Annotated in this window: 15 protein-coding genes; all 15 read left to right on the forward strand. The window is 59.0% G+C overall.

All coding sequences use genetic code 11. The annotated features are described in order from the left end of the window. Positions 1 to 16: 16 nt before the first annotated feature. The 15 genes from rnr to ENTHG_RS15095 all read left to right on the forward strand — a co-directional run bounded on the left by rnr (position 17) and on the right by ENTHG_RS15095 (position 14949). On the forward strand, positions 17 to 2461 hold the full coding sequence (gene rnr, locus ENTHG_RS15030; RefSeq protein ID WP_044181279.1) for a ribonuclease R: 2445 nt from the start codon (positions 17 to 19) through the stop codon (positions 2459 to 2461). A 209-nt stretch (positions 2462 to 2670) separates the two neighbouring features. Continuing rightward, positions 2671 to 3687 (forward strand): D-cysteate sulfo-lyase, encoded by a 1017-nt coding sequence (gene cuyA, locus ENTHG_RS15035; RefSeq protein WP_044181281.1) that lies wholly within the window; start codon positions 2671 to 2673, stop codon positions 3685 to 3687. Continuing rightward, the gene (cuyB, locus tag ENTHG_RS15040) at positions 3680 to 4405 is read left to right on the forward strand and encodes a cysteate racemase (protein WP_044181286.1); all 726 of its coding nucleotides are present in this window, start codon (positions 3680 to 3682) and stop codon (positions 4403 to 4405) included. Before cuyA ends, cuyB begins: the two co-directional genes overlap by 8 nt. An 82-nt stretch (positions 4406 to 4487) precedes the next feature. Continuing rightward, positions 4488 to 5489: a taurine ABC transporter substrate-binding protein gene (locus ENTHG_RS15045; protein ID WP_044181288.1), complete on the forward strand. Its 1002-nt coding sequence runs from the start codon at positions 4488 to 4490 to the stop codon at positions 5487 to 5489. Next, a complete protein-coding gene (locus ENTHG_RS15050) occupies positions 5486 to 6256 on the forward strand; it encodes an ABC transporter permease (protein WP_044181291.1) in 771 nt (256 codons plus the stop codon). Before ENTHG_RS15045 ends, ENTHG_RS15050 begins: the two co-directional genes overlap by 4 nt. After that, positions 6256 to 7032 carry an ABC transporter ATP-binding protein gene (locus tag ENTHG_RS15055; RefSeq protein ID WP_044181299.1) on the forward strand — a complete coding sequence of 259 codons (777 nt, stop codon included), beginning with the start codon at positions 6256 to 6258 and terminating at the stop codon, positions 7030 to 7032. The genes ENTHG_RS15050 and ENTHG_RS15055 overlap by 1 nt, the downstream gene beginning before the upstream one ends. Before the next feature lie 54 nt (positions 7033 to 7086). After that, the gene (locus tag ENTHG_RS15060) at positions 7087 to 8304 is read left to right on the forward strand and encodes a M20 family metallopeptidase (RefSeq protein WP_044181302.1); all 1218 of its coding nucleotides are present in this window, start codon (positions 7087 to 7089) and stop codon (positions 8302 to 8304) included. A 23-nt stretch (positions 8305 to 8327) separates the two neighbouring features. Beyond that, positions 8328 to 9890, forward strand: a complete 1563-nt coding sequence (locus ENTHG_RS15065) for an ABC transporter substrate-binding protein (RefSeq protein ID WP_044181304.1) — start codon at positions 8328 to 8330, stop codon at positions 9888 to 9890. 12 nt (positions 9891 to 9902) lie between these two features. Next, positions 9903 to 10859, forward strand: a complete 957-nt coding sequence (locus ENTHG_RS15070) for an ABC transporter permease (protein WP_044181306.1) — start codon at positions 9903 to 9905, stop codon at positions 10857 to 10859. After that, on the forward strand, positions 10859 to 11716 hold the full coding sequence (locus ENTHG_RS15075; protein WP_044181309.1) for an ABC transporter permease: 858 nt from the start codon (positions 10859 to 10861) through the stop codon (positions 11714 to 11716). The genes ENTHG_RS15070 and ENTHG_RS15075 overlap by 1 nt, the downstream gene beginning before the upstream one ends. Then, complete coding sequence (locus tag ENTHG_RS15080) at positions 11709 to 12701, forward strand: ABC transporter ATP-binding protein (RefSeq protein WP_044181312.1); 993 nt, start codon at positions 11709 to 11711, stop codon at positions 12699 to 12701. Before ENTHG_RS15075 ends, ENTHG_RS15080 begins: the two co-directional genes overlap by 8 nt. Then, complete coding sequence (locus ENTHG_RS26285) at positions 12698 to 12967, forward strand: ATP-binding cassette domain-containing protein (protein ID WP_052332718.1); 270 nt, start codon at positions 12698 to 12700, stop codon at positions 12965 to 12967. Before ENTHG_RS15080 ends, ENTHG_RS26285 begins: the two co-directional genes overlap by 4 nt. Next, positions 12964 to 13497 carry an ATP-binding cassette domain-containing protein gene (locus ENTHG_RS15085; protein WP_052332719.1) on the forward strand — a complete coding sequence of 178 codons (534 nt, stop codon included), beginning with the start codon at positions 12964 to 12966 and terminating at the stop codon, positions 13495 to 13497. Before ENTHG_RS26285 ends, ENTHG_RS15085 begins: the two co-directional genes overlap by 4 nt. Positions 13498 to 13600: 103 nt before the next feature. Then, positions 13601 to 14332 carry a 23S rRNA (guanosine(2251)-2'-O)-methyltransferase RlmB gene (rlmB, locus tag ENTHG_RS15090; RefSeq protein WP_044181313.1) on the forward strand — a complete coding sequence of 244 codons (732 nt, stop codon included), beginning with the start codon at positions 13601 to 13603 and terminating at the stop codon, positions 14330 to 14332. Between the two features lie 212 nt (positions 14333 to 14544). Continuing rightward, positions 14545 to 14949, forward strand: coding sequence for a YjfI family protein (locus tag ENTHG_RS15095; RefSeq protein ID WP_044181318.1), 405 nt, complete (start codon positions 14545 to 14547; stop codon positions 14947 to 14949). The last annotated feature ends 12 nt before the right edge of the window (positions 14950 to 14961 follow it).

Raw genomic sequence — 14961 nt, forward strand, 5'->3', positions numbered from 1 at the left:
CAACGGAGGAACCGCCATGTCACACGATCCTTTCCAGGAACGCGAAGCTGAAAAATACGCTAACCCCATCCCCAGCCGCGAATTTATCCTCGAACATTTAACTAAACGTGAAAAACCGGCCAGCCGCGATGAGCTGGCGGTTGAACTCAATATTGAAGGCGAAGAGCAGCATGAAGCGCTGCGTCGCCGCCTGCGCGCTATGGAGCGCGACGGGCAACTGGTCTTTACCCGCCGTCAGTGCTATGCCCTGCCGGAACGTCTCGACCTGCTAAAAGGCACCGTTATCGGCCACCGCGATGGCTACGGGTTTCTGCGCGTTGAAGGGCGCAAAGACGACCTGTACCTCTCCAGCGAGCAGATGAAAATGTGTATTCATGGCGATCAAATTCTGGCGCAGCCGCTGGGTGCCGATCGCAAAGGCCGCCGCGAAGCGCGCGTGGTGCGCGTACTGGTACCGAAAACCAGCCAGATTGTCGGGCGTTACTTTACCGACGCGGGCGTCGGCTTTGTGGTGCCGGACGACAGCCGTTTGAGCTTTGACATCCTCATCCCGCCGGAAGAGGTTATGGGCGCACGAATGGGCTTTGTGGTGGTGGTTGAGCTGACGCAGCGCCCCACGCGCCGTACCAAAGCCGTGGGTAAAATTGTTGAGGTGCTGGGTGACAATATGGGCACCGGCATGGCCGTTGATATGGCGCTGCGCACCCATGAAATTCCTTACATCTGGCCGAAGGCGGTCGAAGAACAGGTTGCCGGGCTGAAAGAAGAGGTGCCGGAAGAGGCCAAAGCGGGGCGCGTGGATCTGCGTAAGCTGCCGCTGGTCACCATTGATGGCGAAGATGCCCGCGACTTTGACGATGCCGTTTACTGCGAGAAAAAACGCGGCGGCGGCTGGCGCTTATGGGTGGCAATTGCTGACGTCAGCTACTACGTGCGTACGGGCACGCCGCTGGATGCCGAAGCCCGCAGCCGCGGCACCTCGGTCTACTTCCCATCGCAGGTCGTACCGATGCTGCCGGAAGTGCTCTCTAACGGCCTATGCTCCCTTAACCCGCAGGTGGACAGGCTCTGCATGGTGTGTGAAATGACCGTTTCCGCCAAAGGCCGTCTGACCGGGGCGAAATTCTATGAAGCGGTAATGAGCTCTCACGCGCGCCTGACCTACACCAAAGTGTGGCATATGCTGCAGGGCGACCAGGATCTGCGCGAGCAGTACGCGCCGCTGGTGAAACATATCGAAGAGCTGCATAACCTCTACAAAGCGCTGGATGAGGCGCGCACCGAGCGCGGCGGCATCTCTTTTGAGAGCGAAGAAGCGAAGTTTATTTTTAACGCTGAGCGCCGCATTGAACGTATCGAACAGACCCAGCGCAACGACGCCCACAAGCTTATTGAAGAGTGCATGATCCTCGCCAACATCTCCGCCGCCCGTTTTGTGGAGAAAGCCCAGGAGCCTGCGCTGTTCCGTATTCACGATAAACCGACCACTGAGGCGATCACCTCTTTCCGCTCGGTGCTGGCGGAGCTGGGGCTGGAGTTGCCCGGCGGCAACAAGCCGGAGCCGCGTGATTACGCCGAGCTGCTGGAGTCCGTTGCCGATCGCCCGGACGCGGAAATGCTGCAAACCATGCTGCTGCGCTCCATGAAACAGGCGATTTACGATCCGGAAAACCGGGGGCACTTCGGCCTGGCGTTGCAATCTTACGCCCACTTTACCTCGCCGATTCGCCGCTATCCTGACCTGTCGCTGCATCGCGCCATTAAGTATCTGCTGGCGAAAGAGCAGGGCAACAAGGGCAACACCACCCCAACGGGCGGCTACCACTATTCGCTGGAAGAGATGCTGCAGCTGGGCCAGCACTGCTCCATGACCGAACGCCGCGCTGACGAAGCGACCCGTGACGTTGCGGACTGGCTCAAGTGCGACTTTATGCTCGATCAGGTGGGCAACGTCTTTAAAGGCGTTATCGCCAGCGTCACCGGTTTTGGCTTCTTCGTGCGTCTTGATGAACTGTTTATCGACGGTCTGGTGCATGTCTCCTCGCTGGATAATGACTACTACCGTTTCGACCAGGTAGGCCAGCGCCTGATCGGCGAGTCCGGCGGGCAGACTTACCGCCTGGGCGACCGGGTTGAGGTGCGTGTTGAGGCGGTGAACATGGACGAGCGTAAAATCGACTTCTCGCTGATTTCCAGCGAACGCGGCCCGCGTAACGTCGGTAAAACCGAGCGCGAGCGCAGTAAGAAAGGCGGCGCGAAACCCGCAGGCAAACCTTCCGGGCAGCGTCGGCAGGTGGGTAAAAAAGCCAATTTCGAACCTGACAGCGCGTTTCGCAAAGGAAAAGAGGGCGGCGCGAAGGTGAAGAAAGAGAAAAAAGCCAAAAAGCCGTCGGCGAAAACGCAAAAGATCGCCGCCGCCACGAAAGCCAAAAGAGCAGCCAAAAAGAAAACGGCTGAATAACCCGATAAATAACCCCTCTGTGCGCAGAGGGGTTATTCTTTTTTAGCGTAATATATTCCCTTCCGTAATAGCAACAGCCCGCCAGACGTCTATTTTCCTGCTTATCTCAAAACCGCAAATCGATATTTAGTATTAGTGATTAGCCGCCAGAAACGGATGTGTATAGTGACTTTCGAACACTTATTCGTTTATTTAAGCAAGGAGCAGTCATGCATCTGGCGCGTTTTCCCCGACTTTCTCTCGGCCATTTTCCCACCCCACTTGAGCCGCTGAATAATCTCTCTGAGTTACTCGGCGGTCCGAAAATATGGATTAAGCGTGACGATGCGACTGGCCTTGCCACCGGCGGGAATAAAACCCGTAAGCTTGAATTCCTGCTGGCCGATGCGCTGGCGAAAAAAGCCGATGTGATTATCACCCAGGGCGCTACCCAGTCAAACCATGTACGCCAGACTATCGCCGGCGCGGCGAAGCTGGGGCTTAAGGCAAAAGTTCTGCTGGAGAAACGCGTTACCGATTTTGGTGAAGATTACCAGCGCTCCGGCAACGTGCTGCTGGATGAGCTGCTCGGCGGCGAGATTGTCGCTCATCTGCCCGGCGGCATCGATATGCAGCAGGCGATGGAAACCTACGCAGCGGAACTGCGCGAACAGGGACATAACCCTTACGTTATCCCCGGCGGCGGCTCAAACCCGACGGGGGCGCTGGGATATGTGGCCTGCGCAGAAGAGCTGCTTTACCAGTCTTCGCAGCTGCGCCTGCGTATCGATCATATCGTGCACGCTACCGGCAGTACCGGAACCCAGGCCGGGCTGGTCGCCGGATTTACCGCCACCCACAGTCACGTGCCGGTGCTCGGTATCAGCGTACGCGCCCCGAAGGAAAAGCAGGAAGAGAACGTCTGGAATCTGGCTTCGCGTACCCGTGAACTGCTGGGCGTGGCGGGGGAGCTGCCGCGTGATGCGGTGGTGGCGAACAGCGACTACGTGGGCGATGGCTATGGGTTGCCTACCGCCAGCATGCTGGAGGCGTTAACGCTGTTTGCCCGCCATGAAGGGATCTTGCTGGACCCGGTCTACTCCGGTAAAGGCGCTGCCGGGCTTATCGATTTAATCCGCAAAGGCCACTTCCGCCAGGATGAGAACGTGGTCTTTATCCATACCGGCGGCGCGGTTGGCCTGTTTGGTTATCGTCAGGTGCTGGAGGCCCGCGCCCGTCATGGCTAAGCCTTTTTTACTGGGCGTGCTGGGCGGCATGGGGCCGCTCGCTACCCTCGATTTTCAACATAAGTTGCTGGAAGCGACGCCAGCCCTTAGCGACCAGCAGCATCTTCCCTCGGTGGTATGGAATGTGCCGCAGATCGCCGATCGGCAAAAGGCACTGGCCGGGACAGGGCCGTCGCCGTTGCCTGAGCTGCTGGCGGGCATCAACAAGCTCAACCAGGCAGGAGCGAGCCATATCGTTATTCCCTGCAATACGGCGCATCACTGGTATGAGCCGCTCAGGGCCGCCAGCGATGCGACCGTGCTGCACATCGTGGATGCTACGGTCGATGCCCTGCTGCAGACGGCAGAAAGGCCGCAGCGCGTTGGCATTATCGCCACCAAAGGCACGCTGGATGCCGGATGGTATCAGCAAAAACTGGCCAGCCATGACATTGAAGCCGTGCTGCCGAAGGAGCAGGAGCTGACGGAGTGGTTTGTGCCCGGCTGCTATGCCGTGAAACGTGGCGCGCTGCATGAAGGGGGAGAGTTGCTCTCCCGTCAGGCGCAGGCGCTACTGGCACGCGGCGCACAACAGCTGGTGCTGGCCTGTACGGAGGTGCCGGTGGCGCTGCGGGCGGTTAACGCGCCATCTCTTTCGCTTGCGCACGATCCCGCGCAGGCGCTGGCGGAGCGATGTTCCCGTCTCTGGCAAGAATATCGTCTTACCCAACTGGCGTAATTTGCCATGCATTAACCCGCTATTTTCACCCGTATTGCCGGGCGATATGACTATGACTCGCACTTAGCGAAAGGAATAAAAGATGAAAACAACTCTCAGTTTATTACTGGCGGCAGGCAGCCTGTGGGCCAATATTACCTTTGCCGCCGCGCCCGATGAGGTACGCGTCGCCTACAGCGGCGGCTCGCAGGTATTAATGCTGGCTAAAGCGGATGGCTCCCTGGATAAAGCCCTGAACAGCAAGGTGAAGTGGGTGCAATTTGCCTCCGGCGCGGACGCGCTTAATTTTTTCGCCAGCAACGCCATTGATATTGCTAATTTCGGCTCCAGCCCGGCGACAGCGGGTATCGTACGTAAATTACCAGTGGAGATTATTGGCGTCTCTGGGGTCATCGCCAGCTATGAGCGTTTAATTGGCAAAGACGGCATCAACACGATTAAAGATATTGAAGGGAAACGCGTCGGCTACCCACCTAACTCTACCGCACAATATGCGCTGGAAGCGGCTATCAGCGTCAACAAACTGGACCGCAGCAAAATTACCCTTTTGCCGCTGCGTCCGGCGGAAATGGTCGCCGCATGGAAACGTGGCGATATCGATGCAGGGTACGTCTGGGCGCCCTTCGCTCAGGAGCTGGAATCCTCCGGCGGTCATCAGGTCTTCGCCACCAAAGATCTGCAGAAAGACGGCTACCTGATTTACAACAACTATGTGGTGCGCAAAGCCTTTGCAGAACAGTACCCGGAGGCGGTGAGCGCCTTCCTGCGCGTGCATCAGCAAAAGGTGGATGAGTTCAAACAAGACCCGGAACGCGCCGCGGCGATTGTAGCGAAGGAGGTCGGGGCACCGGTCACCACCGCGGCAAACACCCTGGGCGGACTGGAATACCCGACCCTTGCCGAGCAGGGCACCGCCGACTGGCTGGGTAACGGCTCTGCCACCTCCCAAAGCGGCATCGGCAAGGCGCTGACGAAAACCTCAAACTTCCTTGCGGGCATTGGCGAGATCCGCAAGCGTGACATTCCCGCCAACTGGGATGCAGCTATCGACTCCCGTTATATCAGGGACGCGGCGGCAAAATGAAATTAGGTCAACATGTCGCTATCAGCGTGGTGTCGGTGGCGATTTTCTTTGCGCTCTGGCAGCTGGCCGCCACCCGGCAATGGGTAGACCCGCTGCTGCTGCCGTCATTGACGGATATCGGCCTGACGGCAGAGGAGCTGCTGGCGGACGGCTACCGGCAGGTGCCGCTCTGGCAGCACGTGGCGGTAAGCCTCGCCCGCGCGCTGAGCGCGTTTGCCGTGGCGATTGTTCTTGGCATTCCGCTGGGGCTGCTGATGGGGTTATCGGCCGGTCTTTCCGCCGCGCTCAACCCTTTTGTGCAGTTTCTGCGCCCGCTGCCGAAGATTGCCCTCATCCCGTTGGCGGTGGTCTGGCTGGGAATTGGCGAGGCGTCGAAGTTCTTCCTGATCTTTATCGCCACCTTCCTGAGCGTGGTGGTGGGGGCGTCGGCGGCGGTAGAGCGAATTGGCCGGGCGCGCATTCGCGTGGCCCAGACCCTGGGAGCCAGCAAAGGGCAGATCTTTCTGCGCGTGGTGCTGCCGGATGCGCTGCCGGATCTCTTCACCACCGTCAGGCTCTCCATTGGCATCGGCTGGACATCGCTGATCGCCGCTGAGATGGTCGCCGCCAGTTCCGGTCTTGGCTGGATGGTGATTAACGCCAGCTCTTACTTACGTACCGATATCGTCATGCTCGGCATTCTGCTGCTGGGCGGGACGGGCTATCTGCTGGATTTATTACTGCTGGGACTGCAACGCCTGTTTGTCCCGTGGGCGGGGAAAGAATAATGAGTGCCATCGCGCTTGAAAATGTATCGCTCTCGTTTGCGGCAAAACCGCAGCCGTTTACCGTGCTGGAAGGCATCAACCTTACGCTGGAAAAAGGCGAGTTCGTGGTGCTGCTGGGGCCGTCCGGCTGCGGCAAATCTACCATCCTCAACCTGGTGGCTGGCTTTACTCAACCCGACAGTGGCCGCGTACTGGCGACCGGAAAACCAGTGCGTCAGCCCGGGCCGGAGCGCGGCATGATCTTCCAGCAGCCCAACCTGTTCCCCTGGCTGACGGTGCTGGATAACGTCACCTTCGGCCCCCGGCTGGGGCGCTATCAAAAAGAAGAGGTCAACGCGCGGGCGCTGGGCTGGCTTAAGCGTGTTGGGCTTAAAGGCTTCGAAAATCATGCCCCGTGGCAGCTTTCCGGCGGCATGAAGCAGCGCGTGGCGCTGGCCCGCGCCTGGCTGCCGGAGCCGGAAGTTCTGCTGCTGGATGAGCCTTTCGGCGCGCTGGACGCGCAAACCCGGCTGATGATGCAGGAACTGCTGCGGGAGGCCTGGCTTGCCACCGGCACCACCCTGCTGTTTGTTACCCATGATGTGGAGGAGGCGTTGTTCCTGGCCGACCGCATCCTGGTGATGTCGGCGAAGCCCGGAAAGATCGTCGAAGAGATTGCCCTGCCTTTTGGCCGCGAGCGGGATATAGAAACGCTCGCGGAACACCCGTGCTACGGCGAAATCAAGCAACACGTCCTGCATCGCGTGCGCCAGGAGGCGAAGCGCCATTTAGGTTAACCCTGTGTTCCCGGTGTCGGGAATGAATCAACTGTCATTACTGAGGTGGAAGCAATGAGCACAAGCGAATTACGAGACCGTCTGGAAGAGAGCATTCATCAGCACCGCGATGAGTATGTAGCGATAGCTAAAGATATCCATGCCCATCCTGAAACCGGGAACAATGAGTATTATGCCAGCGGCCTGTTGACCCGCCTGCTGGCGCAGCATGGCTTTACCGTCACCACCAATGTGGCCGGGCATGAGACGGCCTTTTACGCCGTCAAAGAGAGCGGTAAACCTGGGCCGACGATTGCCTATCTGGCGGAATATGACGCGCTGATCGACATTGGTCACGCCTGCGGGCACAACATCATCGGCGTCACCAGCGTGGCCGCCGCCGTGGCGTTGAGCGAGGTGCTGGATAACACGGGCGGTAAAGTCGTGGTGCTGGGCACGCCTGCCGAAGAGGGCGGACTACGCGGCAAAGGCGGGCCAAATGGCAATGTTAAAGCCCGTTTTGTCGAGCACGGCTTTCTTGACGATGTGGACGTGGCGCTGATGGTGCATCCGGCAGGCAAAACCCGCCTTTCCGGCCCGTCGCTGGCCAATAACCACCTCTATTTCCACTTTTACGGTAAGCCCTCGCACGCGGGCAGTTCGCCCCATAAAGGGGTGAATGCGCTCGATGCGCTCATACTGCTCTATAACGGCATCAGCGTGCTGCGCCAGCAACTGCCGGACGGCATTCGCGTTCACGGCATTATCACCAACGGCGGCCAGGCACCGAACGTGATCCCGGAGTACGCCTCCGCTCACTACTACATTCGCGCCCATACCCGTGAAGAGGTGGTTGCGCTGGAGCCTCGCATCCGTGCCATCGCCGAAGGAGTGGCGCTGGCGACCGGCACTACGGTGAAAATCGAGCATCAGGTCGGCCCGCGCGATTTCAACATCAACCACACCCTTAATAGCGTGCTGCTGGAAGAGTTTACCGCCGCCGGGGAAGCGGTCGAGCTGAAAGAGAAAGAGGGGCTGGGCTCCACGGACGCGGGGGATATCAGCCACGCGGTGCCAACCGGACATCCCTATATCAAAATTGGCCCGGACGATCTGATTGGCCATACCGTGGCGTTTCGCGAAGCGGCCAACTCGGTTCAGGGCTACGAGGCACTGGTCACTGGCGCACGGGTGCTGGCGCGTACCGGCCTGCGTTTGCTGACCGACGCGGCGCTGTTGCAGGAAACCAAAGATGAATTCGCCGGGCGCGCTACCGCGACCCAGGCCGCCTGAGAGCTGACCGGAGCAACATCATAATGAAAATGCTATTTTCTGCCGCCGCGCTGATGCTGGCGGCGGTTTTACCCTGGGAAAATGCGCAGGCGGAAAGCGTAAATCGCAACGCCACGCTCAATATCGCTTACGGCAACCGTCCGGGTACGCTGGATCCGTATCTGACCACCAATAACGCGACCTCCGATGTGGACAGGCATATCTTCGAGACGCTATTTACCATCAACGCCCGCTATGAGCCGGTGCCGGAACTGGTGCAGAGCTATACCCTGAGCGACGATCGTAAAACCTATACCTTTGTGCTGCGCGACGGCATCCGCTTCCATGACGGGCAGCCGTTGACCGCCGATGACGTGGTGGCCTCGATGAACCGCTGGTTGAGCGTTTCGACCCAGGGGAAAGCAAACCTGCCGGGCGTGCAGTTCAGCAAGGTGGATGACAAAACCGTGACTTTTACTCTGCCTGCGCCGTCGCTCATCACCCTGAACGTGCTGGCTGACGTGAAAAACATTGCCGCCATCATGCCCAAACGCATTATTGACGAGGCTAACAGCAGCAAAAAGCCGGTCAGCGAGCTGATTGGCACCGGGCCTTATAAGCTGGCGGAGTTTAAAGCGGGCGATTATCTGCACCTCACCCGTTATGATCAGTATCAGTCGCGCACCGAGCCGGCAAGCGGGCTTGCCGGGCAGAAAAAAGCGGAGGTGAAGGATATCTGGATTCGTTATATCACCGATGAGTCGACCCGCCTGGCAGGCGCAATGACCGGCGAGTATGACATGGTGTTCCAGCTACCGAAGGACAATATCGACACCCTCGCCAGCGCGCCGGATATCTCACTATTCCAGCCGCAGAGTGGCGGTTCACTGATTACCTATCTGTTTAATAAACATCAGGGGCCTTTTGCCAGCCTGAAACTGCGTCAGGCGTTTAACCTGGCGCTTGATGTGCATCAGACGCTGCTGGCGGGCTACAGCGATCCGCGCTTCTTTAAAGAGGGGCCATCGCTGGGGTTCCCCGACCAGGTAGACTGGTACAGCGACGCGGGCAAGCCGTACTGGAACCCGCATAAGCTGGAGGAGGCGCGCAGGCTGGTGCAGGAGTCTGGTTACAAAGGCGAGGAGGTGGTGATTATCGCCACCAAAGAGTATGCCGAACTCTACAACCTGGCGATCGTCGCCCAGCAGGTGCTCAAACAGATCGGCGTGAAATCCCGGCTGGACGTTTACGACTGGCCCACCGTGCTACAGCGTCGGCAGGATCCGAAAAACTTCGATCTTTGCGCACTGGAGTTCACCATGCGCCAGGTGCTGCACCAGTATCCATTTCTTGATTCGCGAGCGAAATTCCCCGGCCTTAGCGACAGCCCGGAGATAGACGGCGTGCTGGATGCCATTAAGCAGGCCGCCACGCTGAAAGAGACCCGCCCGCTGGTGGATAAACTCAACGTGTTGCTCTGGCAATACCTGCCGGTGGTCGTGCTGGGACGGACGACGCCGGATGCGGTGGCGATCAAAAATAACGTTAAAGGTTATCAGGACCTGAGCGGGCCGGTGCTGTGGAACGTAAGCGTAACTCAGCCCTGACGGGAGAAGGCGATGAAGCGATACCTCTTTCACCGACTGCTGGCGCTGCTGCCGGTGCTGCTGGTGGTTTCGGTGGTGGTGTTTTGCCTGATTCATCTGGCACCGGGCGACCCGGCGCTGGTTATTCTCGGCAATGATGCCCGCCCCGCAGACATCGCCGCCCTGCGTCAGCAGATGGGGCTGGACCGCCCGCTGCTGGCGCAGTTTATCAGCTGGTCTGGCGATATTCTGACGGGTAACCTCGGCAATTCGCTGTTTCTTAATACCAGCGTGATGAGCCTCTTTTTACAGCATCTGACGCCGACGCTTGCGCTGGCGCTTTACGCACAGGCGATAGCGTTATTGCTGGGGCTGGCGGGCGGCGTGCTCAGCGCATGGCGGCATGGCGGCGTGACGGACAGCGTTATCCGCGCGCTGGCGACCTTCGGCATGTCGGTTCCCGGCTTCCTGCTGGGGCTGTTCCTGATCTTCTTTTTTGCGGTACAGCTGCGCTGGTTTCCCGTGGTGGGGTATCGCTCCACCAACAATTCGCTGTGGCTGAATGTCTGGTATCTGACGCTGCCCGCCTTCGCGCTGGGGCTGCGCATTGCCGCGCTTATTGCGCGGATGACGCGTGCGGTCATGCTGGACGTGATGCAGGAGCATTTCATCAGCACCGCGCGGGCGAAAGGGGTGCCGGAACGGCTGGTGCTGTTGCGCCATACGCTGAAAAACGCCCTGATTCCCGTGCTGACTATCTGCGGCGAGTCGTTCGCTTCGTTGGTGACCGGCACGATCGTTATCGAAAGCGTGTTCGGTATTCCGGGCGTCGGGTCGCTGATCGTCGATTCGATCGAACGGCGCGACGTGACGGTGATCCAGGGCGTGGTGCTGTTGATCACCGTCTGCTACGTACTGATCAACCTGGCGGTGGATCTGCTGAGCTATCTGGCCGATCCGCGTCTCTCGGTTGAGGGAGAAGACCACTAATGTTCACCAAAAATACGGGGCTGCTGCTGTGGCCAGCGCTGCTGGTGGCGATCGTGCTGCTGTCGTTTTTCGCCAGCGCGATCGGCCCCTACGATCCTTACAGCATCGATCCGCTGAGCCGCCTTAAGCCGCCTTCGTTACAACACTGGTTCGGCACCGATAACTTTGGCCGCGATCTGTTTGTCCGCGTGGCGCTGGCGGTGCGGGTATCACTGTCGGTCGGTGCGGCGGTGGCGATAATAGCAGGCGTAACGGGGATGGCGATTGGCCTGCTGTGTGCCTGGTATCGTCCGGTTGATCGTATCCTGATGCGGGTCTGCGACGGCCTGTTTGCCTTTCCGTCGTTGCTGCTGGCGATAGCGATTGTGGGCGTGCTGGGGCCGAAAATCAGCAATGTGGTGCTGGCGCTGTCGCTGGTCTATGTGCCCTCTATCGCACGGGTGATCCGCGGCGCGGCGATGGTCATAAAAGAGAAAAACTTTATCGAGGCGCTGCGGGCGCAGGGGGCATCGGCGTCGCGCATCATCTGGCTGCATCTGCTGCCAAACGTGATATCGCCCTTTATTGTCCAGGTAAGCTGGGTCTTTTCCGTGGCGATCCTTACCGAGGCCGCCCTCAGCTTTCTGGGATCGGGCGTACCGCCACCGATGCCGAGCCTCGGTAATTTACTGCTGGAAGGCAAAGCGGTGATCTTCACCGCCTGGTGGATGACCTGTTTTCCCGGCATCGCCATTGTGCTGCTGATCCTCGGACTGAATGTCATTGGCGACGATCTGCGCGACCGCGCCGATCCGGGGCTGAAACCGTTGCCGCGTCGCGTGCTGCGCCAGTTAAAACAAGGGGGGCGTTATGGCTGAACCCAGGCTGCGTGTGGAACAACTGGCGGTAAGGTTCGCCACCCGCCAGGGAGTGGTTTCACCGGTGCGTGGCATTTCCTTTACGGTTAACGCCCATGAAACGCTGGGCATTATCGGCGAGTCCGGCTGCGGAAAGAGCGTCACCGCGCAGGCGGTAATGGGCCTGCTGTCACCCCGAACCAGCCGCGTTGACGGCGAAATAGCACTGGCAGGTAAACGGCTGGATACGCTTTCCTCCCGCGCGCGCCGCCAGCTCAGCGGGCGGGATATGGCGATGATCTTTCAGGATCCGCTTGCCAGCCTCAACCCGGTGATGACAGTTGGTTATCAGATAGATGAAAGCCTGCGGCTGCACACCGCCCTTGGACGCGCCCAGCGGCAGGAGAAGATCCTCAGCCTGCTAACGCAGGTGGGGATCGCTGATCCTGTGCGCTGCGCCAGCGCCTGGCCCCATGAGCTTTCCGGCGGCATGCGCCAGCGGGTGATGATCGCGATGGCGATCGCCGTTTCCCCCGGTCTTCTTATCGCCGACGAGCCAACGACGGCGCTGGATGCCACCATCCAGGCGCAAATTCTCGATCTGCTGGAGGCGATCCAACAGCAGACAGGAATGGGCATCGTCATCATCACTCATGATCTGAGCGTGGTGGCGCGGCTGTGCCAGCGCGTTGTGGTGCTTTACGCAGGCCAGGTGGTGGAAGAGACCGACGTGCATACGCTCTTTTCCAGACCGCGCCATCCCTACACGCGGGCGCTGCTGGCCGCGCGCCCTTCGGCAGACAGCACGCCGAAAACGACGCTCACAGAGATTCGCGGCCAGGTACCGTCGCTACACGCACTGCCTGCGGGCTGTGCCTATGCCGACCGCTGCCCGCTGGCGCAGCCGCGCTGTCGTGAGCAGCCGCCATCGCTGCGTGTCTCTGGCTGGGGGCATCATGCCGTTCGCTGCTGGCGGGCGGACGAGACAGAAGGGGAGAGATTATGAACACGCCGCTACTACAGGTACAACATGTATCGAAAACCTTCCATCGCCGTGGGCAGGCGGTACAGGCAGTGGATAACGTCAGCTTTTCCATTAACGCGGGGGAGACCTGGGCGCTGGTGGGCGAGTCGGGCAGCGGTAAAAGCACCACCGGTCGGTTGATTCTTGGGCTGACTGCCGCCAGCGCGGGTGAGGTGATTTTGACGGCCTGCCGCTCTCTGGCCGGAGCGCCGGGCAGTGGCGGCGCGTACGCAGGGAGATGCAGATGATTTTCCAGGACCCGCTCTCATCTCTCGATCCTAAACGCAGCATTGGCTATAGCCTGGAAGAGCCGTTAATTATTCACGGCCTTGGCAACCGCAAAATGCAGGTGGCGCAGATGCTGGAACATGTAGGATTACGCCCGCAGGATGCGGCCCGCTATCCTCACGAGTTCTCAGGAGGGCAGCGTCAGCGTATTGGCATCGCCAGAGCGTTGATTCTGCGGCCTAAGCTCATTATCTGTGATGAGCCCGTCTCGGCGCTGGATGTCTCCATTCAGTCGCAAATCCTCAATCTGTTGATGTCGCTGCAGCGGGAATATGGGCTGGCGTATCTGTTTATCTCCCATGATTTAAATGTGGTGAGGCATATCGCCGATCGCGTTGGCGTCATGCATCGCGGCAGGCTCGTCGAACAGGGGACGCGCGAGCAGCTATTTACCCGGCCCGCCCACCAATACACACGCTATTTGCTGGATGCTATCCTTCCGGCACATCCCGTTATGGCTGATGAAGTGCGGGCGGCGGCGAACGGTTAAGCGATCGGCAGTCGATTTGCGGGCCGGGTCGGTTATAATGTGGCGATGTGAACCCTTCACAGCCTTTTCAACCCGGCGATAACGCCTCAAATGAGTACCATTCATGAGTGAAATGATTTACGGCATCCACGCGGTGCAGGCCCTGCTGGAACGCGCCCCGGAGCGTTTTCAGGAAGTGTTTATTTTAAAGGGGCGTGAAGACAAACGCCTGCTGCCCCTGATCCACGCGCTGGAAGCGCAGGGTGTCGTGATTCAGCTCGCCAACCGTCAATATCTGGATGAAAAAAGCGAAGGGGCGGTGCATCAGGGCATCATTGCCCGCGTGAAACCGGGCCGTCAGTATCAGGAGAACGACCTGCCGGATCTGATCGCCAGCCTCGACCAGCCTTTCCTGCTGATTCTGGACGGCGTCACCGACCCGCATAACCTGGGGGCCTGCCTGCGCAGCGCGGATGCCGCTGGCGTGCATGCGGTGATTGTACCGAAAGACAAATCCGCCCAGCTTAACGCCACGGCAAAGAAAGTGGCCTGCGGCGCGGCGGAGAGCGTTCCGCTTATACGCGTGACCAACCTGGCGCGTACCATGCGCCTGCTGCAGGAAGAGAACATCTGGATCGTCGGTACGGCGGGTGAAGCGGACCATACCCTGTTTCAGAGTAAAATGACCGGCCCGATGGCGCTGGTGATGGGTGCGGAAGGGGAAGGTATGCGTCGTCTGACCCGGGAGCACTGTGATGAGCTGATCAGTATTCCGATGGCGGGCAGCGTCTCTTCGCTTAACGTCTCGGTCGCCACCGGTATCTGCCTGTTTGAAGCCGTGCGCCAGCGCAGCTGATTTCTCAGCGTCTTGTCCCGGATGCGGCGCAGTTCACAATGCCTTATCCGGGCTATCCTCTCCGTGCCTTCTTTGACCTTTTTCACCGCCCGTCGTAGCGCGACCCGCTTTATTTTGCAGTAGTTTTTAATATGTGCGGACTGATAAAATGTATTCCACATTAACGCATTCACCGTATTTATTATTAACGTTTAAATATAGGGAAATAAAAGATGGCATGGACTTACTCCTCCCTGACCGAAGCGCTGCAAACGCTGCCGCAATTAAACATCGCTATTCATAATACTGACGAATCATTAATTATTGAGATGCGTGATTATGGCGACCTGCAACTACACCTTCTGCTCACCACACGGCAAATTATTGTTGAAACGTACATCTGCCCGCTGAGCACAATTCCGCGTCAGGCGGAGCTTAACCACTTCTTGTTGCGCCACCAGAAAATATTGCCGCTGACGTCGGTGGGCATCTCGCAGGTGCAAAATGAAGATTATTACATCGCCTTCGGCGCGTTATCGCTGAACTCCACGCTGGAGGATATCGCCCTTGAGATAGCCACTCTGGCGGAAAACGCGCTGGATATCGCGGAAGTGATGGACGACTACATTCACCAATAAGGAGAGACGAGT

Source organism: Phytobacter massiliensis JC163, assembly GCF_000321045.1.
Classification (GTDB): domain Bacteria; phylum Pseudomonadota; class Gammaproteobacteria; order Enterobacterales; family Enterobacteriaceae; genus Phytobacter_A; species Phytobacter_A massiliensis.

Bases quoted from the DNA above. Each gene is read 5' to 3' on its own strand.
- rnr (WP_044181279.1), top strand. From the start codon at position 17: ATGTCACACGATCCTTTCCAGGAACGCGAAGCTGAAAAATACGCTAAC.
- cuyA (WP_044181281.1), top strand. From the start codon at position 2,671: ATGCATCTGGCGCGTTTTCCCCGACTTTCTCTCGGCCATTTTCCCACC.
- cuyB (WP_044181286.1), top strand. From the start codon at position 3,680: ATGGCTAAGCCTTTTTTACTGGGCGTGCTGGGCGGCATGGGGCCGCTC.
- ENTHG_RS15045 (WP_044181288.1), top strand. From the start codon at position 4,488: ATGAAAACAACTCTCAGTTTATTACTGGCGGCAGGCAGCCTGTGGGCC.
- ENTHG_RS15050 (WP_044181291.1), top strand. From the start codon at position 5,486: ATGAAATTAGGTCAACATGTCGCTATCAGCGTGGTGTCGGTGGCGATT.
- ENTHG_RS15055 (WP_044181299.1), top strand. From the start codon at position 6,256: ATGAGTGCCATCGCGCTTGAAAATGTATCGCTCTCGTTTGCGGCAAAA.
- ENTHG_RS15060 (WP_044181302.1), top strand. From the start codon at position 7,087: ATGAGCACAAGCGAATTACGAGACCGTCTGGAAGAGAGCATTCATCAG.
- ENTHG_RS15065 (WP_044181304.1), top strand. From the start codon at position 8,328: ATGAAAATGCTATTTTCTGCCGCCGCGCTGATGCTGGCGGCGGTTTTA.
- ENTHG_RS15070 (WP_044181306.1), top strand. From the start codon at position 9,903: ATGAAGCGATACCTCTTTCACCGACTGCTGGCGCTGCTGCCGGTGCTG.
- ENTHG_RS15075 (WP_044181309.1), top strand. From the start codon at position 10,859: ATGTTCACCAAAAATACGGGGCTGCTGCTGTGGCCAGCGCTGCTGGTG.
- ENTHG_RS15080 (WP_044181312.1), top strand. From the start codon at position 11,709: ATGGCTGAACCCAGGCTGCGTGTGGAACAACTGGCGGTAAGGTTCGCC.
- ENTHG_RS26285 (WP_052332718.1), top strand. From the start codon at position 12,698: ATGAACACGCCGCTACTACAGGTACAACATGTATCGAAAACCTTCCAT.
- ENTHG_RS15085 (WP_052332719.1), top strand. From the start codon at position 12,964: ATGATTTTCCAGGACCCGCTCTCATCTCTCGATCCTAAACGCAGCATT.
- rlmB (WP_044181313.1), top strand. From the start codon at position 13,601: ATGAGTGAAATGATTTACGGCATCCACGCGGTGCAGGCCCTGCTGGAA.
- ENTHG_RS15095 (WP_044181318.1), top strand. From the start codon at position 14,545: ATGGCATGGACTTACTCCTCCCTGACCGAAGCGCTGCAAACGCTGCCG.